The following is a 23960-nucleotide window of genomic DNA, read 5'->3' as shown; positions in this document are numbered from 1 at the left end:
GTGAAGTGTGCGGGGAAGAAGAGTCGCGGATCTTCCCGTTCTGTCCATCCTTGGGCATGCAGTCAAGCAACGGCCGTGCCCGCTCCGACGGGGACGGCTCCGAGGTCGGCGGTCCCACGCCATACGGGGACGAGCACCATCAGCGTCAAGTCCGGGCATTCGGCGAAGCGCCAGGAGAAATGCGCTACGAGGACCCGTGGTATGACGCGCTCGCCTCGGGCTGGGGCGAGTCGGCCACGGTCACGGAGGTGGCCGAGGTCCCGGGGGCACGTCGGGAGCGGGGGACCGGAGCCGTCGCGGCGGCCCAGGTCTACCTCGAGGTGCAGCGCAGCGCGGCCTTCCAGGAGGTGCGCAGCAGGTACCGGCGGTTCGTGGTGCCGGCGGTCGCCGGGTTCTTCGTCTGGTACGTGGCGTACGTCGTGACCGCGACGACGGCGCCCGCGTTCATGGCGCGGCCGGTGGCCGGCGCGGTGAACGTGGCGTTGCTCGCTGGGCTCGGACAGTTCCTCAGCACGTTCCTGCTCACCTGGGCCTACGCCCGGCATGCACGGCTGCACAGGGACCGCGCCGCGCTCGAACTGCGCTGGGACACTCAGGAACTGACGCGTGAAGCAAGGGGCGGTGCGTCGTGACCGGCAACCAACAAGCGCCGGCGTTGCTGCTGTTCAGCGCCTTCGTCGCGGTCACGCTGGGCATCACGACCTGGGTGGGCCGCAACCGGCAGGGTTCTCAGGAGGAGTTCTACGCGGGCGGGCGGTTGTTCTCCCCGATGGAGAATGGTTTTGCCATCGCGGGCGACTACATGTCGGCCGCCTCCTTCCTGGGTGCCACCGGACTGATCGCGCTGTACGGGTACGACGGTCTGCTGTACGTGGTGGGCTTCCTCGTGGCCTGGCTGGTGGTGCTGTTCCTCGTCGCCGAACTGGTGCGCAACTGTGGGCGGTTCACGCTCGCCGACGTGGTCGCCGCGCGCATGAGTGAGCGGCCGGTGCGGATCGCGGCGGGAACGTCCTCGGTCACCGTGTCCGTTCTCTATCTGGTGGCGCAGATGGTGGGTGCGGGCAGCCTGGTCGCGCTGCTCCTGGGGAACACCGGCGAGGCGGCCCGGTTCTGGGCCGTCATCGGGGTCGGTGCGCTCATGGTGATCTATGTGTCCTTGGGAGGGATGCGGGCCACCACGTGGATTCAGATCGTGAAGGCGGTTCTGCTCCTGGGTGGCACCGTCGTGCTCACCGCACTCGTCCTGGTGCGTTTCCATGGTGACTTCGACCAGTTGCTGCGTACGGCGGCCGAGCGCAGCGGGCACGGTTCCGCCTACCTGGCACCCGGACTGAAGTATGGCGGGGACTGGACCGCGCGTTTCGACTTCATGAGCCTGGGGCTCGCGCTGGTGCTGGGCACGGCGGGGCTGCCGCACATCCTGTCCCGCTTCTACACCGTGCCGACCGCGCAGGCCGCCCGGCGGTCCGCGGTCTGGTCGATCGGGCTCATCGGCGGGTTCTACCTGATGACGATCGTCCTGGGCTTCGGCGCGGCGGCGATCGTCGGCCCGGAGGCCGTACGCGGCTCGAACGCATCCGGGAACACGGCCGTTCCCCTCCTCGCCCTCGATCTGGGCGGAGGTGCCGACTCCACGGGCGGCACCGTCCTGTTCGCGGTCGTGGCGGCCGTCGCCTTCGCCACGATCCTCGCCGTCGTCGCCGGGGTCACGCTCGCCTCCTCGGCGTCGGTGGCGCACGACCTGTACGCCTCCTTCCGCCGTCGGCATGCCGAACCTCGCAGCGAGGTCGCGGTGGCACGGGCCGCCGCCGTGGGCATCGGCGTCGTCGCGATCGCCCTCAGCCTGCTGGCCCGCGATCTCAATGTGGCCTTCCTGGTCGGGCTCGCCTTCGCCGTCGCGGCCTCCGCGAACCTGCCGGTCCTGCTGTACTCGCTGTTCTGGCGGGACTTCACCACGCGGGGCGCCGTGTGGGCGGTGTACGGCGGGCTGGTGCCCGCCCTGGCGCTCGTCGTGCTGTCGCCGGTGGTGTCCGGTAGCCCCGAGTCGCTCTTCCCGACCGTGGACTTCCAGTACTTCCCCCTGCAGAACCCCGGCCTGGTCTCGATTCCACTGGGCTTCCTGGCGGGCTGGCTGGGCACGGTCACCTCGGCCGAGATCGCGGACGAGGCCAAACACGCGGAGACGGAGGTGCGGTCACTGACGGGAGCGGGCGCCGCGTAGGCGGTTTCGTCCAGCCAACGGCACGCTCGGCCAGCGATCAGGCGATCTGAGCGAAAGGCCGGGCGGGTGGCTGCGCCACCGCCGTACCGCAACCGGATCACCGCTCACCCCTCACCGCTCCCCCCTCACCCTTCACCGCTCCGCTCACGGCTACGGCGCCACCCACACGTATCGGTGTTCCGGGCGGCCGGTGTCGCCGTACTTCAGGGAGAGGTGCAGGCGGCCGGCCTGCTCCAGGTGGCGGAGGTAACGCTGGGCGGTGGAGCGGCTCAGGCCCGTCTCGGCGGCGACCTCGTGGGCCGACAAGGGCTGGTTCGCGCGGTGCAGGACCGCGCAGATCAGGTCCGTGGTCGGCTCCGAGTGGCCGCTCGGCAGACCGGGCGCGGACGGTACCGGTGCGGTGCGCAGGGCGCCGAAGATCCGGTCGACCTGTTCCTGGCCGGCGATGCCATGCCCGCCCACCCGGTCCACGGTGCGGCGCAGGGCGGCGTAGGAGTCGAGGCGGGTGCGCAGCGCGGCGAATGTGAACGGTTTGACCAGGTAGTGCAGGGCGCCCAGGCGCATCGCGGTCTGCACAGTCGTGACGTCGCCGGCCGCCGTGATCATGATGACGTCGGTGCCGTGGCCCTGTTGCCGCATGCGGTGGACGAGCTGGAGGCCGGTCTGGTCGGGCAGGTAGTGGTCGAGCAGCACCAGGTCGATGGTGCCGCGCTCGACGGCGGCCAGTGCCTGGGCGGCACTGTGCGCGCGGGCGGCCACCCGGAATCCGGGAACCTTTCCCACGTACTTGGCGTTGATCTCGGCGACACGGAAGTCGTCGTCCACGACCAGGACGTCAATCATCGGGCCTCTCTCCGTGCAGGCCAGGTGGGCGTTAAGCCCATGTTTCGGCTTCGCTGTTGTAGCGCGAGCAAAAAGAGCACAACAGGCCACTGCAGGCAAAAGAAGCGCATGCGCCCAGAAGGCTGATGCTCTCTCGCCGGTCACCTCTACCGTCCCCGGCCATGAGCGCACACACCAGCCCCGCCATCGAGCTGCGGGGTGCGAGCAAGGTCTTCAGGACCCCGTCGGGTGCCCCGCACACGGCTGTGCGGGACCTCGACCTCACTGTCGGGCGCGGCGAGTTCGTGGCCGTCGTCGGGCCGACCGGCTGCGGCAAGTCGACCACGTTGACGCTGGTCAGCGGATTGGAAGAGCCCACTCAGGGCGAGGTACTGGTCGCCGGGCAGCCCGTGCGGGGCGTCGGCGACAAGGTCGGCTTCGTCTTCCAGCAGGACGCCACGTTCCCCTGGCGCACCGTCCTGTCCAACGTCATGGCCGGCCCCCGCTTCCGCGGAGTGCCCAAGGCGGAGGCGAAGCTGAAGGCGCGCGAGTGGCTGGCCCGGGTCGGGCTCGCCGCCTTCGAGGACCGCTACCCGCATCAGCTCTCCGGCGGTCAGCGCAAACGCGTCGCCCTCGCCGCGACCTTCGTCAACGACCCCGAGATCCTGCTCATGGACGAGCCGTTCTCGGCGCTCGACGTGCAGACCAGGGCCCTGATGTCGGACGAGCTCCTGGAGCTGTGGGAGGGCACCGGCGCGTCCGTGGTCTTCGTCACCCACGACCTGGAGGAGTCCATCGCGCTGGCCGACAAGGTCGTGGTCATGACGGCGGGGCCGGCCACCGTGAAGCACGTCTTCGACATCGACCTGCCGCGGCCGCGCAAGGTCGAGTCGGTGCGTCTTGAGCCGCGGTTCATAGAGATCTACCGCGAGATCTGGGAGTCCCTCGGTGAAGAGGTCCGCATCACCCGTGAAAGAGGTGCCGCCCATGTCGCCTGACGTGCTCAGCACTTCGGTTGTCGACACGGTCAAGGCGCCGGACCGCGCGCACTCACGCGCGCGTGCCGCCCGCAGACGCAAGATCGTCGTCGCGGCCGCCCGCGTCCTCCTCCTGGTGGCCGTCCTCGCCCTGTGGGAGGCGCTCTCGCGGGCCAAGACCATCGACCCGTTCAACTTCTCTATGCCCTCCAAGATCTGGGACCAGATCTGGACCTGGATCACGCACGGGACCGCGCTGGGCTCCCTCGGCGAGCAGATCTGGTACACGCTCTACGAGGCCCTGCTCGGTTGGATCATCGGGGTGGTCACCGGTGTCGTGTGCGGCATCGCGCTCGGGCGGATCACCTTTCTCGCCGATGTCCTCGGTCCCTACATCAAGGTGCTCAACTCCATACCCAGGATCGTCCTGGCCCCGATCTTCGTGATCTGGTTCGGCCTCGGCCCCGCCTCCAAGGTCGCCTCGGCCGTGGTCCTGGTGTTCTTCCCGGTCTTCTTCAACGCCTTCCAGGGCGCCCGCGAGGTCGACCGCAACCTTGTCGCCAACGCCCGCATCCTCGGCGCGAGCGACCGCAGGGTGACGCTTCAGGTGGTCATCCCGTCCGCCACCTCGTGGATCTTCACCAGCCTCCACGTCAGCTTCGGCTTCGCCCTCATCGGCGCCATCGTCGGCGAGTACATCGGCGCGACCAAGGGCATCGGCCTGCTCGTCGCGCAGTCACAGGGCACGTTCAACGCCGCCGGTGTGTACGCCGCGATGGTCATCCTCGCCGCCGTCGCACTGGTCGCCGAGGGGCTGTTGACCTTCGCCGAGCGCCGCATCTTCCGGTGGAAGCCGTCGGGTTCCGACAGCTGACCCCTCGGCCGGCTGCAGCCGACTCTTCGTCGAACGATCCTCATTCCCGCATTCCCCGCATCCCCGCATCCCTGCATCCCCGCATCCCTGCATCCCCGCATCCCTGCATCCCCGCATCCCTGCATCCCCTCGTTGAACGATCCTCACCCCCGCCCCGCCCTCTCACAAGGACGTGAACCCGCCATGCGCATGCGCACAACCGCCAGACACGCGGCCCTGGCCGCCGCCGGCCTGCTCGCCCTCTCCTCGCTCACCGCCTGCGCCAACGACGCGGCCAGTACCGCCTCCAGCGGATCCGGCAGCAAGGGGGACGGCAAGGGCACGAACGTCAAGATCATGGTCGGCGGCCTGGACAAGGTCATCTACCTGCCCGCGATGCTCACCCAGCGGCTGGGCTACTTCGACGCCGAGGGGCTCGATGTCGAACTGCTGAGCGAGCCGGCCGGTGTGCAGGCCGAGACCGCGCTCGTCTCCGGCCAGGTCCAGGGCGCCGTCGGCTTCTACGACCACACGCTCGACCTCCAGGTGAAGGGCAAGGAGGTGGAGTCCGTCGTGCAGCTGTCGCAGGCCCCCGGCGAGGTAGAGATCGTCTCCACCAAGGCGGAGGGCGACATCGCCTCGCCCAAGGACTTCAAGGGGAAGAAGCTCGGCGTCACGGGCCTCGGCTCCTCGACGGACTTCCTCACCAAGTACCTCGCCGTCAAGAACGGCGTGAAGGTCAGCGAGTTCACCCCGGTCGCCGTGGGTGCGGGGCCGACCTTCATCTCGGCGCTCCAGCAGGGCGCCATCGACGGCGGCATGACGACCGACCCGACGGTGGCGAACGTCCTGGACAAGAAGGCCGGGAAGATCCTCCTCGACATGCGCACACCGCAGGGCTCGCAGGAGGCGCTCGGCGGACCGTACCCGTCGTCGAGCCTGTACATGCAGACGGACTGGGTCAACGGCCACAAGGACACCGTCCAGAAGCTGGCCAACGCGTTCGTCAAGACGCTCAAGTGGATGTCCACACACAGTGCCGCCGAGATCGCCGAGAAGATGCCGGCCGACTACTCGCAAGGCAACAAGCTGCTGTACTCGGTGGCCATCAAGAACTCGCTGCCCATGTTCACCAAGGACGGCGTGATGCCCAAGAACGGTCCCGAGACGGTCGAGAAGGTCCTCAAGGCGTTCAACACGAACATCCGGAACGCCGACGTCGACCTGAGCAAGACCTACACGACCGAGTTCGTCGCACAGGCGACGGGCTGACGGTCGAGCAGGCGACGGGCTGACGGTCGAGCAGGCGGCGGGTCGGGATCCGTATCCCACGAGGGCACGGTTCCTTCCCCGCCCCCAAGAGCCGTGCCCTCAAGCGCGGGTCGCCCACACGTAACGGTGTTCCGGGCGGCCCGCGTCGCCGTACTTCAGGGTCAGTCGGGCCCGTCCCGTGCGCTCCAGAAGCTTCAGATAGCGCTGGGCGGTCTGCCGGCTCACTCCGGTCCGGTCGGCGATCTCCTGCGCCGACAGCGGGCCCTCGGCGTTCATCAGGGACTGGCGTACGAGTTCGGCGGTGGTGGGGGAGTGCCCTTTGGGCAGCCCGGGCTCCGAGCGGGCGGACAGCGCACCGAAGATGCGGTCGACGTCGGCCTGTTCGGCCTCACCTCCGCCGTCGAGCGTGCGACGCAGGTCGGCGTAGGCCTCCAGCTTGGCGCGCAGGCCCGCGAAGGCGAACGGTTTCACCAGGTACTGCAGGGCACCCTGGCGCATCGCGGCCTGCACCGTCGAGACGTCCCGGGCGGCCGTCACCATGATCACGTCGGTCTGGTGGCCGCGCCGGCGCATCTCCTGCACCACCTCCAGACCCGTCTCGTCGGGCAGGTAGTGGTCCAGCAGGACGAGGTCCAGACGGGGCAGCAGCTCCAGCTGGCGCAGCGCGTCGGCCGCGCTGTGGGCCTCGCCGGCGACATGGAAGCCGGGGACCTTCCCGACGTAGGCGGCGTTGACCCGGGCGACCCTGGTGTCGTCGTCCACGACCAGGACCTCGATCATCGCGACTCCTCCTCGACAGCGCTCTTCGCCGGAGCGGCCCAGGCGGGCTCCAGGCCGGACACCGAACCCGACGCCGAACCCGACGCCGAACCCGACGCCGGGCCGGAGCCCAGGCCGAAGTCCTGGTCGGATTCCGGGCCGGGCGCCGGTTCGGGCTCGGTCAGCGCGTCGGGCAGGACGACGGTGAACTCGGCGCCCCCGCCGGCCGCCTCGCCGGCCGTCGCGCTGCCGCCCTGCCGCTCGGCGAGCCTGCGCACCAGGGAGAGCCCGATGCCGCGCTTGCCGTGCGCCGGCGGCTTCTTCGTGGACCAGCCCTCGGTGAAGATCAACTCACGCTGCTCGGCCGGTATGCCGGGCCCGGTGTCCCGCACCCGCAGCACGGCGGCACGGCCCTGCGCACGCAATTCGACCTCCACGCGCGCGTGCGGCTTGCCCGCGACGGCGTCCAGCGCGTTGTCCACCAGGTTGCCGACGATCGTGACGAGCCCGCGCGGGTCGATCAGCCGGTCGGGCAACCGGGTGCGGTCGGAGACCCACAGCGCGACCCCGCGCTCGGCCGCGACGGTCGCCTTGCCGACCAGCAGGGCGGCGAGCAGCGGATCCTCGATCCGCTCGGTCACCTGCTCCGCGGTGGCCCGGTGATCGCCGACCACCTCCCCGACGAACTCCACGGCGTCGTCGTACATCTCCAGTTCGAGCAGACCCAGCAGCGTGTGCATGCGGTTGGCGTGCTCGTGGTCCTGGGCGCGCAGCGCGTCGATCAGGCCGTGCGTCGAGTCCAGCTCGCGGCCGAGCTGCTCCAGCTCGGTGCGGTCGCGCAGGGTGGCCACCGCCCCGCCGTCGTCGGTGGGCATGCGGTTGACGACCAGGACCCGCTGGCCGCGGACGGAGATCAGGTCCGTGCCGGTCACCCGGCCGGACAGCACGTCGGCCGTACGTCCCTCGCCGAGCGCCTGGTCGGGCGATGCGCCCACCGCTTCGTCCCCGATACCGAGGAGGCGCTGGGCCTCGTCGTTGAGCAGCCGGACGCGTCCGGCGCGGTCCAGGGCGACGACACCCTCCCGGATGCCGTGCAGCATCGCCTCACGCTCGGCGAGCAGCGCCGAGATGTCCGAGAAGGCCAGGTCACGGGTCTGTCGCTGGACCCGCCGGGAGATCAGCCAGGCGGCCAGCGCACCCACGGCGAGGGCGCCTCCGGCGTAGGCGAACAGCCCGGGGATCGCATGGATCAGACGCGCCCGCACACTGTCGTACTCGATGCCGACCGAGACCGCGCCGATGATCTGGCCGTCGCTGTCGCGCAGCGGCACCTTGCCGCGGGCCGAGCGGCCCAGGGTGCCGCTGTCGATCTCCATGACGGTCCTGCCGGCCAGCGCCTTGCTCGGGGACGTCGAGACATGGCCGCCGACCTCCGCGGGCTCGGGGTGCGACCAGCGTGTGCCGTTGAGGTCCATCACCACGACGTACTCGGCGCCGCTGGCCTTACGGATCCGCTCGGCCTCCCGCTGCACCGGTCCGTCGACCGACGGCCGCGTGCGCTGCAGGTCCTCGGCGATCTGCGGCACCGCGGCGGTGGTCTGTGCGATGGCGAGGGCGCGGCGCATCGCCTGGTCGTCCAGCTGATTGCTGAGCGGGGCGAGGAACAGCCCGGTGGCGAGCACCACGACTCCCGCGGCGATCGCCAACTGCATGAGCAGAAGCTGCGAGAACATGCGCCGCGGCATTCCGAGGCGCAGGCGACGGGCGGGGGGAGTGGGGCTCATACCCAAGACGGTACGTGGGTGGGCCGGTGCAGCCGTAGGGGTGGGTGGTGCGGATCTCAGACGGCCAGTGCCGTCCTCCCCACCGGTTCACGCACCGCGACCACGTCCATCCGTGCAGGTGAACCGAGGACCGAGGCGCCGCAGCTTTCCGGCCGGGGCGGCTCCGCGTGGCTCTGGGCCACTTCGACCTGCCAGAGGCGTCCGTCGGTGTGTGCGACGGTCACCTCCCAGCGCGGCGCGCCGCCGAGGGTCCGGACGGCGTTGGTCCGCACGACGCTCAGCGCCTCCGCCGCGTCTTCGCCGGTGGCCGCGCGCACCGCCAGCTCCGCCGCCTGACCAGGCCGCTCCCAGGCCGAGCTCCCACGACACCCCTCCACGACGATCCGCCCCTCCTGGACGCCGTGCAGGACCTCCTTGACGGCGTGTGCCTCGGCGCGGCCGTACGCGTACCCGTGCGGCAGGACGAGCAGGGTGGGGGAGAAGCGATGACCCCCCAGATGGGTGACCTCCCAGGCGCCCTGCACCCCGGAGGCGGCGAGTTCCGCGGCCAGCGGACGGCCGAGAAGCGCGCAGCAGCGGTCGCGCTTGCCGTTGGTGCAGACGAGGGCGAGCGGGTCCCCGGTGTGGGGCCGGCCCCGCAGCGCCCGGTCGAAGGTGTGGTGGTCGCCCCGGCCCAGCGCGGCGAAGTCGAGGCCGAGCAGCTGCCGTGGGTCGTGGGTCGTGGCGCTGTGCAGCCACACCCTGCCGGGGACGGTGTGCGCCGCGTACACCTGCCGCAGGCGTGGGGCGCCGAGGTCCGCATGGCGTCCGGGACGCCGGATGAGCGCGACGCGTACGCCCGTGTCCTGCGCGGCGGCCTCAAGGGCCCGGCCCAGGACGGGGTCCAGGTGGCTCGAGACCAGCGCTTTCGCGCCCCAGGGCCCGGGCTGTTCCAGGAGGAGCCAGGTTGTCGCCGTGGCCGCGGTTCCGGAAATGGGCTCGTCGAGGTCCCGCGAGACGGTCGCGCACGTACTCACAGAGGTGAGCCTAACCTGACTTGACGCGGAGCGGCTTCCGGCCTCGCCCGGGCGGGGCGGGTGTCCAGCCGCGCGAGCACGCGTGCGCGTGCCCGAAGGCCCGCTCATGATCGGGCCGCACCCCTGGAGGGCGGTCGCCGACGACTGTCCGGCCGGCGCTGCTGACGATCCTTCACTGCGTGGGGATTCTTCCGGCTCGTATTCTGGGGCCGCAGTCAGTCCTCGGACGTGCGCCGGGCCGCGGGCCGGCGCACGCGCAGGTGTCGGAGAGGTCGCAGGTGTCGCAGGAGTCGCAGAGTCGCAGTCCGCAGCAGATCCCGGTCGTCGTGCTCGCCGGATTCCTCGGCTCCGGCAAGACGACCCTGCTCAACCACCTCCTGCATCGCAGCGGCGGCAGCCGTATCGGCGCGATCGTGAACGACTTCGGCGCCATCGAGATCGACGCCATGGCCGTGGCCGGAGCGCTCGGCGACTCCACCGTCTCCCTCGGCAATGGCTGTCTGTGCTGTGCCGTCGACGCCAGTGAGCTCGATGTCTACCTCGAGCGGCTCGCCGCGCCGGCCGCCGGCATCGACGTCATCGTCATCGAGGCCAGCGGTCTTGCCGAGCCCCAGGAACTCGTGCGGATGGTGCTGGCCAGCGAGCATCCCGGCATCGTCTACGGCGGGCTCGTCGAGGTCGTCGACGCCGCGGAGTTCGACACGACCCGGGCCAGGCATCCCGAGGTCGACCGGCATCTCGCCCTCGCCGACCTGGTCGTGGTGAACAAGCTCGACCGCGCGCCCGACGCCGACCGCGTCCTGGGGCTCGTCCGGTCCCTCACCGACCGTGCCGCCGTCGTCCCCGCCACCTACGGCCGCATCGACCCGGAGTTCCTCTTCGACTGCCGGCCGAGCGAGGAGCGCGTCGGACAGCTCTCCTTCGACGACCTGCACAACCACGACCTGCACAACCACGACCTGCACGACCACGACCTGCACAACCACGACCTGCACAACCGCGGCGGAAGCGATCACGTCGGCCACCTTCACACCGCCTACGACAGCCTCTCCTTCACCTCCGAGGCCCCTCTCGACCCGCGCCGCCTGATGGGGTTTCTCGACAGCCGGCCCGAGGGGCTGTACCGGATCAAGGGGTACGTCGACTTCGGACCGAACGACCCGGCCAACCGGTACGCCGTGCACGCAGTCGGCCGCTTCCTCCGCTTCTACCCGGAGCCCTGGCCCGCCGCGGAGGCCCGCCTCACCCGACTCGTCCTCATCGGTTCCCGCATCGACACCGCCGCCCTCGGCAAGGAACTCGAGGCGTCGCGGAACGACGCCCCACACGCCGACGAGCACGGCATGTGGGGCGTCCTCCGCTACGTCCAGGACCCCGACGACGAGCCCTTCCACGAGGCCGAGGCTCAGGTCGGTGGCTGAGGCCTAGACCGGCCCCGCCACCACCGACACCGTCTTCGACAGGGACACGCCCGAGCCGTCACGGCGCGGGTCCATCTCCGGCAGGTCGGCGGGCAGGCCGTTCTTCTGCGCCGCCTTGGCCGGGACGGGGCCCGCCCAGGCCAGCGACAGACAGTCCTCGCCCTTCAGGAACCGCTGGCAGCGCACACCGCCGGTGGCGCGGCCCTTGCGCGGATACTGGTCGAAGGGGGTGAGCTTGGCGGTCGTCTGCACGGAGTCGTCCAGCGTGCCGCGCGAGCCCGCGATGGTGAAGACCACCGCGTCCGCCGCGGGGTCCACGGCCGTGAACGAGATCACCTTCGCGCCCTCGGTGAGCTTGATGCCCGCCATACCGCCCGCCGCCCGGCCCTGCGGGCGCACCTGCGAGGCCTGGTAGCGCAGCAGTTGGGCGTCGTCGGTGATGAAGACGAGGTCCTCCTCGCCGGTGGTCAGCTCGACGGCGCCGACGATCCGGTCGCCCTCCTTCAGGGTGATGACCTCGAGCTCGTCCTTGTTGGTCGGGTAGTCGGGCACGACCCGCTTGACCACGCCCTGTTCCGTGCCGATCGCCAGGCCCGGGGACGACTCGTCGAGCGTGCTCAGGCAGACCACCGTCTCGTCGCCCTCCAGGGAGACGAACTCCGCGAGCGGAGCGCCGCCCGACAGGTTCGGCGCCGTCGCCGTGTCCGGCAGTTGCGGCAGGTCGACGACGTTGATCCGCAGCAGCCGGCCCGAGGAGGTGACCGCGCCGATCTCCCCTCGCGCGGTGGCCGGCACCGCCGAGACGATCACGTCGTGCTTGGTGCGTCGGCCGTCCGCGTCCTCGGCGTTCTCCCCGAAGGGCTCGCCGTTCGCCGTGCGGGCCAGCAGGCCCGTGGACGACAGCAGGACGCGGCACGGGTCGTCCGCCACCTGAAGCGGTACGGCGGTGGCCGTGGTGCCCGACGACTCCAGCAGGACCGTACGGCGCTCGGTGCCGAACTTCTTCGCCACCGCGGCGAGTTCGGCCGAGACCAGCTTGCGCAGCTCCGCGTCCGAGTCCAGGATCCGGGTCAGCTCGGCGATCTCCGCGTTGAGCCTCTCCTTCTCCGCCTCCAGCTCGATGCGGTCGAACTTGGTGAGCCGGCGCAGCGGGGTGTCCAGGATGTACTGGGTCTGGATCTCCGAGAGCGAGAAACGCTCCATCAGGCGCTGCTTCGCCTCCGCGCTGTTCTCGCTGGAGCGGATCAGCCGGATGACCTCGTCGATGTCGACGAGGGCGGTGAGCAGGCCCTCCACCAGGTGCAGCCGGTCACGGCGCTTGCCGCGGCGGAACTCGCTGCGCCGCCGCACAACGTTGAACCGGTGGTCGAGGTAGACCTCCAGGAGTTCCTTGAGGCCGAGCGTGAGCGGCTGGCCGTCGACCAGCGCCACGTTGTTGATGCCGAAGGACTCCTCCATCGGCGTCAGCTTGTAGAGCTGCTCCAGCACCGCCTCCGGCACGAAGCCGTTCTTGATCTCGATGACCAGACGCAGGCCGTGCGCGCGGTCGGTGAGGTCCTTGACGTCGGCGATGCCCTGGATCTTCTTCGAGCCGACCAGGTCCTTGATCTTGGCGATGACTTTCTCGGGGCCGACGGTGAAGGGCAGTTCGGTGATGACCAGGCCCTTGCGGCGCGCCGTCACCGTCTCCACCGAGACCGTGGCGCGGATCTTGAAGGTGCCGCGGCCGCTCTCGTAGGCGTCCCGGATGCCGGAGAGGCCGACGATCCGGCCGCCGGTGGGCAGGTCGGGGCCCGGGACGTACTTCATCAGGGCGTCCAGGTCGGCGCCCGGGTAGCGGATCAGGTGGCGGGCGGCTGCGATGACCTCGCCCAGATTGTGCGGCGGCATGTTCGTGGCCATGCCGACGGCGATCCCGGAGGCGCCGTTGACCAGCAGGTTCGGGAACGCGGCGGGCAGCGCCACCGGCTCCTGTTCCTGACCGTCGTAGTTCGGCGCGAAATCGACCGTGTCCTCGTCGATCGACTCGGTCATCAGGCTCGTCGCCTCGGCCTGGCGGCACTCGGTGTACCGCATGGCGGCCGGCGGGTCGTCGTTGCCCAGCGAGCCGAAGTTGCCGTGGCCGTCGACCAGCGGCACGCGCATGGAGAACGGCTGGGCCATGCGCACCAGGGCGTCGTAGATCGACGCGTCGCCGTGCGGGTGCAGCTTGCCCATGACCTCGCCGACGACCCGGGCGCACTTGACGTAACCGCGCTCGGGGCGCAGGCCCATCTCGTTCATCTGGTAGACGATGCGGCGGTGCACCGGCTTCAGGCCGTCGCGGGCGTCCGGCAGGGCGCGGGAGTAGATGACCGAGTACGCGTACTCGAGGAAGGAGCCCTGCATCTCGTCGACGACGTCGATGTCGAGGATCCGCTCCTCGTACGAGTCGTCGGGCGGCGGGGTCTTCGTGCTGCGGCGGGCCATCGCTGCCGGCTCCTTGCTGGGGCGTGTGACGGGATCTGACGCGGACCATTGTGGACCGTGCCACTGACAGCGCGGGCGAGGACCCGGCGTCGGCCGTCGGGCCCCGCACGCAGAGGCACCTCCTGCACGGCTGCCCGCAGGCTACGCGATCTCGCTCTCGGCGTATGTCCCGCGGGAACTTCGCCGACCGTCCACACGCTTGCATACAGTGGCAGGACCGGCAGGAAAACCGCGGTTTCGACGACCGCGTCCGCGATCGGAAGGGACGTACATGCCCATGGGTCACACGGCCACAGCCCAGGCAGGCTCCGGGGGCCTGACAGCGACCGAGCACCGCCTGGCCAACGGCCTGCGCGTGGTGCTCTCGGAGGACCACCTGACCCCCGTCGCGGCGGTGTGCCTCTGGTACGACGTCGGTTCACGACACGAAGTCAAGGGTCGCACCGGCCTTGCTCACCTTTTCGAGCACCTGATGTTCCAGGGCTCCGGACAGGTCAAGGGCAACGGCCACTTCGAGCTGGTCCAGGGAGCGGGCGGCTCGCTCAACGGCACCACCAGCTTCGAGCGCACCAACTACTTCGAGACCATGCCCGCCCACCAGCTGGAGCTCGCCCTCTGGCTGGAGGCCGACCGCATGGGCTCGCTGCTCGCGGCGCTCGACGACGACTCGATGGAGAACCAGCGCGACGTCGTCAAGAACGAGCGCCGCCAGCGTTACGACAACGTCCCCTACGGCACGGCCTTCGAGAAGCTGACGGCCCTCGCCTACCCGGACGGCCACCCCTACCACCACACGCCGATCGGCTCGATGGCCGACCTGGACGCGGCGACCCTGGAGGACGCGCGCGCGTTCTTCCGGACGTACTACGCGCCCAACAACGCGGTCCTGTCCGTGGTCGGCGACATCGACCCCGAGGAGACCCTCGCCTGGGTCGAGAAGTACTTCGGTTCCATCCCCGGCCACGACGGCAAGCCCGAGCCCCGCGACGGCTCGCTGCCCGACGTCATCGGCGAGCAGTTGCGCGAGATCGTCGAGGAGGAGGTGCCGGCCCGCGCCCTGATGGCCGCCTACCGCCTGCCCGAGGACGGCACGCGCGCGTGCGACGCCGTCGACCTGGCGCTAACCATCCTGGGCGGCGGCGAGTCCTCCCGCCTGTACAACCGGCTCGTGCGCCGCGACCGTACGGCCGTGGCGGCCGGCTTCGGCCTGCTGCGGCTCGCCGGCGCGCCCTCCCTGGGCTGGCTGGACGTGAAGACGTCCGGTGACGTCGAGGTGCCCGTCATCGAGACCGCCATCGACGAGGAGCTCGCCCGGTTCGCCGAGGAGGGCCCCACGGCCGAGGAAATGGAGCGCGCCCAGGCCCAGTTGGAGCGCGAGTGGCTCGACCGGCTCGGCACGGTCGCCGGCCGCGCCGACGAACTGTGCCGCTACGCCGTCCTGTTCGGCGACCCGCAGCTCGCCCTGACCGCCGTCCAGCGGGTGCTGGACGTGACGCCTGAGGAGGTGCAGGAGGTCGCCAAGGCCCGACTGCGCCCCGACAACCGCGCGGTGCTCGTCTACGAGCCGACCGCCGCCGAAGCCCCCGCCGACCAGGACGAGAACGAGGAGGCGGCCCGGTGACCGAGCTCGCCACGATGGACTTCCACCCCCAGCCCGCGGCGGGCGAGGCCAAGCCGTGGGCGTTCCCGGCGCCCGACCGCGCAGCGCTGGCCAACGGCCTGACCGTGCTGCACTGCCACCGCCCCGGCCAGCAGGTCGTCGCCGTCGAGATCCTCCTCGACGCGCCCCTGGACGCCGAACCGGCCGGCCTCGACGGCGTCGCCACGATCATGGCGCGCGCCTTCTCCGAGGGCACCGACAAGCACTCCGCCGAGGAGTTCGCCGCCGAACTGGAGCGCTGCGGCGCCACCCTGGACGCGCACGCCGACCACCCCGGCGTCCGCCTCAGCCTCGAAGTGCCGGCCTCGCGCCTGCCCAAGGGCCTCGGTCTGCTCGCCGACGCCCTCAGGGCACCCGCGTTCGCCGACAGCGAGGTCGAGCGCCTCGTCCGCAACCGACTGGACGAGATCCCGCACGAGCTCGCCAACCCCTCGCGGCGCGCCGCCAAGGAGCTCTCCAAGGAGCTGTTCCCGGCCACCGCGCGCATGTCGCGCCCGCGCCAGGGCACCGTGGAGACCGTCGAGAAGATCGACTCCGCCGCCGTGCGCGCGTTCTACGAGAGGCATGTGCGCCCCGCCACGGCCACCGCCGTGGTCGTCGGCGACCTCACCGGCGTGGACCTGGACGCCCTCCTCGGCGACACCCTGGGCGCCTGGACGGGCTCCTCGGCCCAGCCGCGGCCCGTGCCGCCGGTCACCGCCGACGACACCGGCAGGGTCGTCATCGTGGACCGCCCCGGCGCCGTCCAGACGCAGCTGCTGATCGGCCGGATCGGCGCCGACCGGCACGACCGCGTGTGGCCCGCGCAGGTCCTCGGCACGTACTGCCTCGGCGGCACCCTCACCTCCCGCCTGGACCGCGTCCTGCGCGAGGAGAAGGGCTACACCTACGGTGTCCGCGCCTTCGGGCAGGTCCTGCGGTCCGCGCCGGACGGCTCGGGCGCCGCGATGCTCGCCATCAGCGGTTCCGTGGACACCCCGAACACCGGTCCCGCCCTGGAGGACCTCTGGAAGGTGCTGCGCACCCTCGCCGAGGGCGGCCTGACCGACGCCGAGCGTGACGTCGCGGTGCAGAACCTGGTCGGGGTGGCGCCGCTGAAGTTCGAGACCGCCGCGGCCGTCGCGGGCACGCTGGCCGACCAGGTCGAGCAGCACCTGCCCGACGACTACCAGGCGACGCTGTACCAGCAGCTCGCCGCGACGGGCACGGTGGAGGCCACCGCGGCGGCCGTGAACGCCTTCCCGGTGGACCGGCTGGTGACAGTCCTCGTCGGTGACGCGGCCCGGATCAAGGAGCCGGTGGAGGCCCTCGGCATCGGCGCGGTGAAGGTCGTGTCCGCCGAGTAGGCGGACCGGCGGGCGCGGTGGCGCGCCAACGGCACGCACGCGCAGGGGCCCTGGCCGACGGAAACGTCACCAGGGCCACTGCGCGTCCGAATTGAGGCGAAGGTTGCCTGTCTGCCCTGTGGCATGCGCTACAAAAACCGGGATTCGTTTGAGGATTGAAACCCGTCCCGCTTAGCTTCGTCCGGGCTGTTCGTCAGGCAGTGCGCCGCAGCCGCGGCAGCGGACAGTCATCGCCGAGTCCCCGTACGGCGCGAGCCAGGGGAGCCGGGGACCCACGTGAAGTCCCTGGGGTGAATCGGACGCCCGCGCGAGCCGCGAGGGGGTCCGTAGGAGACCTTCCTGCTCCGAACCCGTCAGCTAACCCGGTAGGCGAGAGGGAAGGAAAGGACACCCCCCACTTCATGGCGTTCACCTGCGCCACCGGGAAGCACCGTCGGCCCAGCCGGATGCAGCGCACCACCGCACGCGCCGCGGGCGTCGCGGCGCTCACCACCACCGGTGTCATGGCCACCGTCGCCTCCGCCCCGGCCTTCGCCGCCGAGCCCACCCCCGAACAGACCGGGCTGATCCCCGTCGTCACCGCCGGCGAGGCCGTCGCCGACCAGATCGACGACCAGGTCGCCGTGCAGAAGAAGGCCGCCTACGAGCAGGCCGCGCGCGAGGCGGCCGCCAAGAAGGCCGTCGAGGAGCGCGAGGCACGCGTGCGTGCCGCCCGTGAGGCCGAGCGCAAGCGGCTCAACGCCTTCGTGCCGCCGATCACGGGTTCGTACGTCTCCACCGGCTACCACGCCAGCAGTTCGCTGTGGTCCTCCGGCAGTCACACCGGCATCGACTTCCACGCCGCGACCGGCACCACGGTGCACGCGGTCGGCCTGGGCACCGTCGTCGAGGCCGGCTGGGGCGGGTCGTACGGCAACCAGGTGGTCATCAAGATGAACGACGGCACGTACACCCAGTACGGGCACCTGTCGTCCATCGGCGTCTCGGTGGGCCAGCAGGTCACTCCCGGCCAGCAGATCGGCCTGTCCGGCGCGACCGGTAACGTCACCGGTCCGCATCTGCACTTCGAGGCCCGCACCTCGGCGGAGTACGGCTCGGACATCGACCCGGTCGCCTACCTCCGCCAGCACGGTGTGAACGTCTGACGGCGCACGGCGACAGATCGTCCAGCCCCGGCCCTCCCGGCCGGGGCTTTCGCCGTTTTCGATGCCCTGCTGTCCAAAAAATATCCATGGATTCCGGCCCGCCATCGGAAATTCCCGCTCATTGCAATAGAGTCACGGAACACACGTCAATCGTCGACGTTTCACGGGGATTAAGGCGGAGGTCCGTCATGCGTATTCCGGCGCACTCGGTGTGCACGGCCGTCCGGGACGACATCGTCTCGGGTGTCTACGAGCGCGGCAGCCGCCTCACCGAGGAACTCCTCGCCCGCCGCTACGGCGTTTCCCGCGTCCCGGTCCGGGAGGCGCTGCGCACGCTGGAGGCCGAGGGCTTCGTCGTGACGCGGCGGCACGCGGGCGCGTGCGTCGCGGAGCCGACCGAGCAGGAGGCGGCGGACGTGCTGGAGATGCGCATGCTCCTGGAGCCGCTGGGCGCCGCCCGGGCCGCCCAGCGGCGCACGGAGGCCCATCTGAAGGTGCTTCGTGGCCTCGTCCGGCTGGGCCAGGAGCGGGCCAGGAGGGGCACCAGCGAGGATCTGCGCTCCCTGGGCGGCTGGTTCCACGAGACGCTCGCCCAGTCCTCCGGTAGCCATGCCCTGACGTCGATGCTCACCCAGCTGCGCCACAAGATCGCCTGGATGTACGCGGTGGAGGCGCCGGTCAACCCGGTGGAGTCCTGGGCGGAGCACGGCGCGATCGTGGACGCCGTGGCGCGCGGCGACCAGGAGCGCGCGCGGGCGATCACGGCGCTGCACACCGAACGCACGACGGCCGCGCACCGACTGCGCTTTTCCGGCGGACCGGAGCGCATCGACCGTGTGAGGACTTCGCAACCTCCAGTAAACATGACGAGCGTGCGGCATTAACACGAGAGCCGTATACAAAGAGGAGATAATTCGCGGGGGATTATTTCTGCTGCCCGGGAACGAGAAATGCGAAGGGCTCGCCCGATAATTCGGACGAGCCCCGCAACCCTCAATTACCAGTGGTTGATCAGACGGTCTCGGGGAGTTCCTCGAGACCCTCGGCGACCAGCTTCGCGAGACGGTCGAGAGCGACGTCCGCCCCCTCGGCCTCGGAGGCGAGGACGATCTCCTCGCCGCCCTGGGCGCCCAGGCCGAGCACGGCCAGCATGGAGGCCGCGTTGACGGGGTTGCCGTCGGCCTTGGCGATCGTCACCGGGATACCTGCGGCCGTGGCGGCCCGGACGAAGATGGAAGCGGGGCGGGCGTGAAGGCCCTCGGCCCAGCCGACGTTGACGCGGCGCTCAGCCATGTGATGCTGCCCTTCAGGTTCAGGTTGTCTAGACCAGTGTTCCACACGTGAAGCGTGTGAGGGACGGGTCCATGACGACCCGTCCCACGCGGTCGCCGGATCGCGGCCTCGATCCGGCATCCGTCCTCCACAGACTGCCTCGCGCCGTTGTCGGACGCGAGCCGTACTCTGGGCCCCATGCAGAGCGCGTCGGACCGGCACGAGTACCCCGCCCACTGGGAGGCCGACGTGGTGCTGCGCGACGGCGGCACCGCACGCATCCGCCCCATCACCGTCGATGACGCCGAGCGCCTGGTCAGCTTCTACGAGCAGGTTTCGGACGAGTCGAAGTACTACCGCTTCTTCGCGCCCTACCCGCGCCTGTCCGCGAAGGACGTCCACCGCTTCACGCACCACGACTTTGTGGACCGGGTGGGACTCGCGGCCACCGTCGGCGGCGAGTTCATCGCAACCGTACGCTATGACCGCATTGGCGCCGACGGCATGGCCGCCTCCGCGCCCGCCGACGAGGCCGAGGTCGCCTTCCTCGTGCAGGACGCCCACCAGGGCCGCGGCGTAGCCTCCGCGCTCCTCGAACACATCGCGGCGGTCGCCCGCGAGCGCGACATCCGCCGCTTCGCCGCCGAGGTGCTCCCCGCCAACACCAAGATGATCAAGGTGTTCACGGACGCCGGCTACACCCAGAAGCGCAGCTTCGAGGACGGCGTCGTCCGCCTGGAGTTCGATCTCGAACCCACCGAGCGCTCCCTCGCCGTGCAGCGCGCGCGGGAGCAACGCGCGGAGGCGCACTCCGTACGGCGGCTGCTGGCACCCGGCTCGGTCGCCGTCGTCGGCGCCGGCCGCACGCCCGGCGGCGTCGGCCGAAGCGTCCTCGGCAACCTCCGGGAGGCCGGCTTCACCGGCCGCCTGTACGCCGTGAACAAGGCCTTCCCCGAGGACCTGAAGGAGCTCGACGGCGTGCCCGCCCACCGCTCGGTGCGCGACATAGCGGGGCCCGTCGACCTCGCGGTCCTCGCCGTCCCGGCCGAGCACGTGCCCGAGGCCGTCGCCGAGTGCGGCGAGCACGGCGTGCAGGGACTCGTGGTCCTCTCCGCCGGGTACGCCGAGAGCGGCCCCGACGGGCGCGAGCGCCAGCGCGAACTCGTCCGCCACGCGCGCGCGTACGGCATGCGGATCATCGGCCCCAACGCCTTCGGCGTCATCAACACCTCCCCACAGGTGCGGCTCAACGCCTCCCTCGCCCCCCAGATGCCGAGGCCCGGCCGGATCGGGCTCTTCGCCCAGTCCGGCGCCATCGGCATCGCCCTGCTGTCCCGCCTCCACCGGCGCGGCGCAGGCGTCACCGGCGTCACCGGCGTGTCCACCTTCGTCTCCTCCGGCAACCGCGCGGACGTCTCCGGCAACGACGTCCTGCAGTACTGGTACGACGACCCCGACACCGACGTCGCCCTGATGTACCTGGAGTCCATCGGCAACCCGCGCAAGTTCACCCGCCTCGCCCGGCGCACGGCGGCCGCCAAGCCCCTGGTCGTCGTCCAGGGCGCCGGTTCCGCCCCGCAGGGGCACGCCGTGCGGGCTACGCGGCTGCCCCACGCGACGGTGTCGGCGCTGCTGCGGCAGGCCGGCGTGATCCGCGTGGACACCATCACCGAGCTGGTCGACGCGGGCCTGCTGCTCGCCCGCCAACCGCTGCCGACGGGACCGCGGGTGGCGATCCTCGGCAACTCCGAGTCGCTGGGCCTGCTGACGTACGACGCCTGCCTCTCCGAAGGCCTGCGCCCGCTGCCCCCGCTGGACCTGACGACGGAGGCGTCCGCGGAGGACTTCCACGCGGCCCTCGCGCGGGCGCTGGCCGACGAGACCTGCGACGCGGTGGTCGTGACGGCGATCCCGGCGATCGGGGAGGCCTCGCCCGGGGACGCGGCACTCGCGCAGGCCCTGCGCTCGGCCGCGGCCGCCGCTCCCGCCAAGCCGGTGCTCGTCGTCCACGTGGAACTCGGCGGGCTCGCGGCGGCCCTGTCCGCTGCGGCGAGCACCGCGCCGCGCGCCGAAGCGACCCCCCACGCGCGTGCTGCGGCGGAGGCCACCGGAACCCGATGGCCGGCCCCCGTGGAAGCGCCCGAGGGAGCACACCTGATCCCCGCCTTCCCCGCCGCCGAACGCGCCGTCCGCGCCCTCGCCGAGGCCGTGAAGTACGCCCAGTGGCGGCGCGAGGCGGCCGACCCCGGCAAGGTCCCCGAGTACGAGGACATCGACGAGAAGGGCGCCGCAGCACTGATCGGCGGGCTCCTCGCGCGCGGACAGGGCCTCACCCTCGGCGCCGACGAGACCTGCGAACTGCTCTGCCGCTACGGCATCCGCACCCGCCGGGCGATCCCCGCGCCCACCCCGGACGAGGCCGCACGCGCCGCGGCCGCCCTCGGCTACCCCGTCGCCCTCAAGGCCACCGCCCCGCATCTGCGCCACCGCGCCGACCTGGGCGGCGTCCGCCTCGACCTGGCCGACGAGGAGCAACTGCGCCGGGCGTACGCCGAGTTGACCGAACTCTTCGGCAAGCCGGAGGAGCTCCGACCGGTCGTGCAGTCGATGGCCCCGCGCGGCGTCGACACCGTCGTCCGCGCGGTCATCGACCCGGCGGCCGGCGCCGTGCTGTCCTTCGGACTCGCCGGGGCCGCCTCGCAACTGCTCGGCGACATGGCGCACCGGCTGGTGCCGGTCACCGACCGCGAAGCGACCTCGCTGATCCGCTCCATCCGCACCGCCCCCCTCCTCTTCGGCTGGCGCGGCTCGACACCCGTCGACACCCCCGCCCTGGAGGAGCTGCTGCTGCGCGTGTCCCGGCTGGTCGACGACCACCCCGAGGTCGTCGCGGTGACCCTGGAGCCGGTCGTCGTCGCCCCGCACGGCCTGAGCGTCCTCGGCGCCTCCGTACGCCTCGCGCCTCCGCCCGCGCGCGACGACCTCGGACCGAGGACCCTGCCGACGTACTGAGCCCGCCGACGTACTGAGGAGAGCGCGCCGCAGGCGGACGTCGCCGACCGACGGAAGCAGCCGCGAGCGGTGCCTCGCAGTCAGTGGGTCCCCGTAGGATGGAGGGCATGGCCAAGACCAGTACGACGACCCAGGGGCTGCGCGCGGCGATCGAGCGCAGCGGCTACTACCCGGCCCTCGTGGCCGAGGCGGTGGAGGCCGCTGTGGGCGGCGAGCCGATCCGGTCGTTCCTGGTCCACCAGGAGACCACGTTCGACCAGAACGAGGTGCGCCGGCACGTGACCGTGCTGGTGCTCACCGGCAACCGCTTCATCGTCAGCCACACCGACGAACAGGCCGCCGACACCACCTCCCCGACGCCGTACGCCACGACGTCGACGGAGTCCGTGAAGCTCGGCCGGATCTCCTCGGTCGTGCTCAGCCGCGTGGTCGCCAACCCGGAGTCGTACGCGCCGGGCACGCTGCCGCGCGAGGTCGTGCTGACCATCGGCTGGGGCGCCGTCTCCCGCATCGACCTGGAACCGGCCGCCTGCGGCGACCCCAACTGCGACGCCGACCACGGCTACACCGGCAACTCCACGGCGGACGACCTGAGTCTGCGCGTCAGCGAGGCCGGGGACGGCCCGGAGACGGTGCGCCAGGCGCTCGCCTTCGCGCAGTCGCTCTCCGAGGCCACCGCGGACGTCACCCGCTGATGGCTCAGTTCGCCCCCTGGGACTACCCTGAACCGCTGGCCGTCGGCTCCGCCCCCGTCCCCGAGTACGGCTCCGGCTCCCTCGCCGACCTGCTGCCCACCCTGGCGGCGGGCATGGGCGTACCCGGCACGAACGCGGCGATCCCGGAACTGACCCCGGCCGACCGCAACTGCGTCTTCCTCATCGACGGCCTCGGCTGGGAGCAGATCAAGGACCACGCCGACGAGGCGCCCTATCTGCACGCGCTCCTCGCCGGCTCGCGCGGCGGCACCGGACGCCCGCTCACCGCCGGCTACCCGGCGACCACCGCGACCTCCCTCGCCTCCGTCGGCACCGGCCTCCCGCCTGGCGCCCACGGCCTGCCCGGCTACACCGTGCGCAACCCGGCCACCGGCGAGCTGATGAACCAGCTCCGCTGGCAGCCGTGGACCGCGCCGGCCGCCTGGCAGCCGTACCCCACGGTCTTCCAGCTCGCCCACGAGGCGGGCGTGCACGCCGCCCAGGTGTCGTCCCCGGCGTTCCAGAACACCCCGCTGACCAAGGTCGCGCTCAGCGGCGGAACGTTTCACGGGCGTCTCACCGGCGAGGAGCGGATGGACCTCGCCGCCGAGCAACTCGCCGCCGGCGACCGCTCCCTCGTCTACACGTACTACGCCGAACTGGACGGCGCGGGGCACCGCTACGGCGTCGCCTCCGACACCTGGCGCGGCCAGCTCATGTACGTCGACCGGCTCGTCCAGCGCCTGGCCGAGCAACTCCCGCCGCGCAGCGCGCTCTACGTCACCGCCGACCACGGCATGGTCGACGTGCCCTTCGACGAGGAGCACCGCATCGACTTCGACGCGGACTGGGAGCTGCGCGCCGGGGTCGCCCTGCTGGGCGGCGAGGGCCGCGCCCGTCACGTCTACGCCGTACCGGGCGCCGAGGACGACGTCCTGACCTGCTGGCGCGAGGTGCTCGGCGAGCAGTTCTGGGTGGCCTCCCGGGAGGAGGCGATCGCCGCGGGCTGGTTCGGGCCGCGGATCGACGAGCGGGTGTACGCGCGCCTCGGCGATGTGGTCGCGGCCGCCCGGGACGACGTCCTGATCATCGCCTCCGAACGGGAGCCCAAGGAGTCGGCGATGGTCGGCAACCACGGCTCGATGACCCCTGCCGAGCAGTTGGTCCCCCTGCTCGAAGTACGCTCCTGAAGCCCCGGAACCGTTTCTCCAGCCCACCTTCACCTTCACCTTCACC

Annotated in this window: 19 protein-coding genes and 1 riboswitch; of the genes, 13 read left to right on the top strand and 6 right to left on the bottom strand. The window is 71.3% G+C overall.

Annotated features, from left to right (window positions below; all coding sequences use genetic code 11):
- Positions 1–56 precede the first annotated feature (56 nt).
- Positions 57–632, top strand: coding sequence for a DUF485 domain-containing protein (locus B5557_RS11620; protein WP_079664728.1), 576 nt, complete (start codon positions 57–59; stop codon positions 630–632).
- On the top strand, positions 629–2221 hold the full coding sequence (locus B5557_RS11615; protein ID WP_079659048.1) for a solute symporter family protein: 1593 nt from the start codon (positions 629–631) through the stop codon (positions 2219–2221). Before B5557_RS11620 ends, B5557_RS11615 begins: the two co-directional genes overlap by 4 nt.
- Positions 2222–2371: 150 nt before the next feature.
- Here B5557_RS11615 and B5557_RS11610 read toward each other — a convergent pair whose 3' ends face one another.
- The gene (locus tag B5557_RS11610; protein ID WP_079659047.1) at positions 2372–3064 is read right to left on the bottom strand and encodes a response regulator; all 693 of its coding nucleotides are present in this window, start codon (positions 3062–3064) and stop codon (positions 2372–2374) included.
- Between the two features lie 161 nt (positions 3065–3225).
- Here B5557_RS11610 and B5557_RS11605 point away from each other — a divergent pair, with 161 nt between their 5' ends.
- From B5557_RS11605 to B5557_RS11595, 3 genes are all read left to right on the top strand, one after another.
- The gene (locus B5557_RS11605) at positions 3226–4041 is read left to right on the top strand and encodes an ABC transporter ATP-binding protein (protein WP_079659046.1); all 816 of its coding nucleotides are present in this window, start codon (positions 3226–3228) and stop codon (positions 4039–4041) included.
- Complete coding sequence (locus B5557_RS11600) at positions 4031–4894, top strand: ABC transporter permease (RefSeq protein WP_079659045.1); 864 nt, start codon at positions 4031–4033, stop codon at positions 4892–4894. Before B5557_RS11605 ends, B5557_RS11600 begins: the two co-directional genes overlap by 11 nt.
- Positions 4895–5083: 189 nt before the next feature.
- The gene (locus tag B5557_RS11595) at positions 5084–6145 is read left to right on the top strand and encodes an ABC transporter substrate-binding protein (protein ID WP_079664727.1); all 1062 of its coding nucleotides are present in this window, start codon (positions 5084–5086) and stop codon (positions 6143–6145) included.
- Positions 6146–6244: 99 nt separating this feature from the next.
- Here B5557_RS11595 and B5557_RS11590 read toward each other — a convergent pair whose 3' ends face one another.
- Genes B5557_RS11590 through B5557_RS11580 form a run of 3 tightly spaced genes read right to left on the bottom strand, consistent with a single transcriptional unit; the run spans position 6245 to position 9704 of the window.
- Entirely contained in the window at positions 6245–6925 is a 681-nt protein-coding gene (locus B5557_RS11590) for a response regulator (protein ID WP_079659044.1), read from the bottom strand.
- Entirely contained in the window at positions 6922–8688 is a 1767-nt protein-coding gene (locus B5557_RS11585) for an ATP-binding protein (protein ID WP_079659043.1), read from the bottom strand. The genes B5557_RS11590 and B5557_RS11585 overlap by 4 nt, the downstream gene beginning before the upstream one ends.
- Before the next feature lie 56 nt (positions 8689–8744).
- Complete coding sequence (locus B5557_RS11580) at positions 8745–9704, bottom strand: sucrase ferredoxin (RefSeq protein WP_079659042.1); 960 nt, start codon at positions 9702–9704, stop codon at positions 8745–8747.
- A gap of 278 nt (positions 9705–9982) precedes the next feature.
- Between B5557_RS11580 and B5557_RS11575 the strand changes: the two genes are divergently transcribed.
- Positions 9983–11125: a CobW family GTP-binding protein gene (locus B5557_RS11575; RefSeq protein ID WP_079659041.1), complete on the top strand. Its 1143-nt coding sequence runs from the start codon at positions 9983–9985 to the stop codon at positions 11123–11125.
- Positions 11126–11128: 3 nt separating this feature from the next.
- On the opposite strand, the gene B5557_RS11570 is transcribed toward B5557_RS11575, so the two are convergent.
- On the bottom strand, positions 11129–13594 hold the full coding sequence (locus tag B5557_RS11570; protein WP_079659040.1) for a DNA gyrase/topoisomerase IV subunit A: 2466 nt from the start codon (positions 13592–13594) through the stop codon (positions 11129–11131).
- A gap of 271 nt (positions 13595–13865) precedes the next feature.
- Between B5557_RS11570 and B5557_RS11565 the strand changes: the two genes are divergently transcribed.
- From B5557_RS11565 to B5557_RS11550, 4 genes are all read left to right on the top strand, one after another.
- Positions 13866–15215: a M16 family metallopeptidase gene (locus tag B5557_RS11565; RefSeq protein ID WP_079659039.1), complete on the top strand. Its 1350-nt coding sequence runs from the start codon at positions 13866–13868 to the stop codon at positions 15213–15215.
- Positions 15212–16600, top strand: a complete 1389-nt coding sequence (locus tag B5557_RS11560) for a M16 family metallopeptidase (protein ID WP_079659038.1) — start codon at positions 15212–15214, stop codon at positions 16598–16600. The genes B5557_RS11565 and B5557_RS11560 overlap by 4 nt, the downstream gene beginning before the upstream one ends.
- Positions 16601–16821: 221 nt before the next feature.
- A riboswitch (cyclic di-AMP (ydaO/yuaA leader) is annotated at positions 16822–16987 on the top strand.
- Positions 16988–17001: 14 nt separating this feature from the next.
- Positions 17002–17745 carry a M23 family metallopeptidase gene (locus B5557_RS11555; protein ID WP_079659037.1) on the top strand — a complete coding sequence of 248 codons (744 nt, stop codon included), beginning with the start codon at positions 17002–17004 and terminating at the stop codon, positions 17743–17745.
- A gap of 188 nt (positions 17746–17933) precedes the next feature.
- Positions 17934–18629, top strand: a complete 696-nt coding sequence (locus B5557_RS11550; RefSeq protein WP_079659036.1) for a GntR family transcriptional regulator — start codon at positions 17934–17936, stop codon at positions 18627–18629.
- A 127-nt stretch (positions 18630–18756) separates the two neighbouring features.
- On the opposite strand, the gene B5557_RS11545 is transcribed toward B5557_RS11550, so the two are convergent.
- On the bottom strand, positions 18757–19038 hold the full coding sequence (locus B5557_RS11545; RefSeq protein WP_079659035.1) for an HPr family phosphocarrier protein: 282 nt from the start codon (positions 19036–19038) through the stop codon (positions 18757–18759).
- A 177-nt stretch (positions 19039–19215) separates the two neighbouring features.
- On the opposite strand from B5557_RS11545, the gene B5557_RS11535 reads away from it, so the two are divergent.
- From B5557_RS11535 to B5557_RS11525, 3 genes are all read left to right on the top strand, one after another.
- Positions 19216–22029, top strand: coding sequence for a bifunctional acetate--CoA ligase family protein/GNAT family N-acetyltransferase (locus B5557_RS11535; protein WP_079659034.1), 2814 nt, complete (start codon positions 19216–19218; stop codon positions 22027–22029).
- 98 nt (positions 22030–22127) lie between these two features.
- On the top strand, positions 22128–22724 hold the full coding sequence (locus B5557_RS11530; protein ID WP_079659033.1) for a DUF5998 family protein: 597 nt from the start codon (positions 22128–22130) through the stop codon (positions 22722–22724).
- Positions 22724–23914: an alkaline phosphatase family protein gene (locus B5557_RS11525; RefSeq protein WP_079659032.1), complete on the top strand. Its 1191-nt coding sequence runs from the start codon at positions 22724–22726 to the stop codon at positions 23912–23914. The genes B5557_RS11530 and B5557_RS11525 overlap by 1 nt, the downstream gene beginning before the upstream one ends.
- The last annotated feature ends 46 nt before the right edge of the window (positions 23915–23960 follow it).

It is taken from the genome of Streptomyces sp. 3214.6 (assembly GCF_900129855.1).
Taxonomy (GTDB): domain Bacteria; phylum Actinomycetota; class Actinomycetes; order Streptomycetales; family Streptomycetaceae; genus Streptomyces; species Streptomyces soliscabiei.
The sequence above is the reverse complement of the archived record's forward strand: the minus strand, read 5'-3'. Positions and strand labels throughout refer to the sequence as shown.

Bases quoted from the DNA above. Each gene is read 5' to 3' on its own strand.
- B5557_RS11620 (WP_079664728.1), top strand. From the start codon at position 57: ATGCAGTCAAGCAACGGCCGTGCCCGCTCCGACGGGGACGGCTCCGAG.
- B5557_RS11610 (WP_079659047.1), bottom strand. From the start codon at position 3,064: ATGATTGACGTCCTGGTCGTGGACGACGACTTCCGTGTCGCCGAGATC.
- B5557_RS11605 (WP_079659046.1), top strand. From the start codon at position 3,226: ATGAGCGCACACACCAGCCCCGCCATCGAGCTGCGGGGTGCGAGCAAG.
- B5557_RS11600 (WP_079659045.1), top strand. From the start codon at position 4,031: ATGTCGCCTGACGTGCTCAGCACTTCGGTTGTCGACACGGTCAAGGCG.
- B5557_RS11595 (WP_079664727.1), top strand. From the start codon at position 5,084: ATGCGCACAACCGCCAGACACGCGGCCCTGGCCGCCGCCGGCCTGCTC.
- B5557_RS11590 (WP_079659044.1), bottom strand. From the start codon at position 6,925: ATGATCGAGGTCCTGGTCGTGGACGACGACACCAGGGTCGCCCGGGTC.
- B5557_RS11585 (WP_079659043.1), bottom strand. From the start codon at position 8,688: ATGAGCCCCACTCCCCCCGCCCGTCGCCTGCGCCTCGGAATGCCGCGG.
- B5557_RS11570 (WP_079659040.1), bottom strand. From the start codon at position 13,594: ATGGCCCGCCGCAGCACGAAGACCCCGCCGCCCGACGACTCGTACGAG.
- B5557_RS11565 (WP_079659039.1), top strand. From the start codon at position 13,866: ATGCCCATGGGTCACACGGCCACAGCCCAGGCAGGCTCCGGGGGCCTG.
- B5557_RS11555 (WP_079659037.1), top strand. From the start codon at position 17,002: ATGGCGTTCACCTGCGCCACCGGGAAGCACCGTCGGCCCAGCCGGATG.
- B5557_RS11550 (WP_079659036.1), top strand. From the start codon at position 17,934: ATGCGTATTCCGGCGCACTCGGTGTGCACGGCCGTCCGGGACGACATC.
- B5557_RS11545 (WP_079659035.1), bottom strand. From the start codon at position 19,038: ATGGCTGAGCGCCGCGTCAACGTCGGCTGGGCCGAGGGCCTTCACGCC.
- B5557_RS11535 (WP_079659034.1), top strand. From the start codon at position 19,216: ATGCAGAGCGCGTCGGACCGGCACGAGTACCCCGCCCACTGGGAGGCC.
- B5557_RS11530 (WP_079659033.1), top strand. From the start codon at position 22,128: ATGGAGGGCATGGCCAAGACCAGTACGACGACCCAGGGGCTGCGCGCG.
- B5557_RS11525 (WP_079659032.1), top strand. From the start codon at position 22,724: ATGGCTCAGTTCGCCCCCTGGGACTACCCTGAACCGCTGGCCGTCGGC.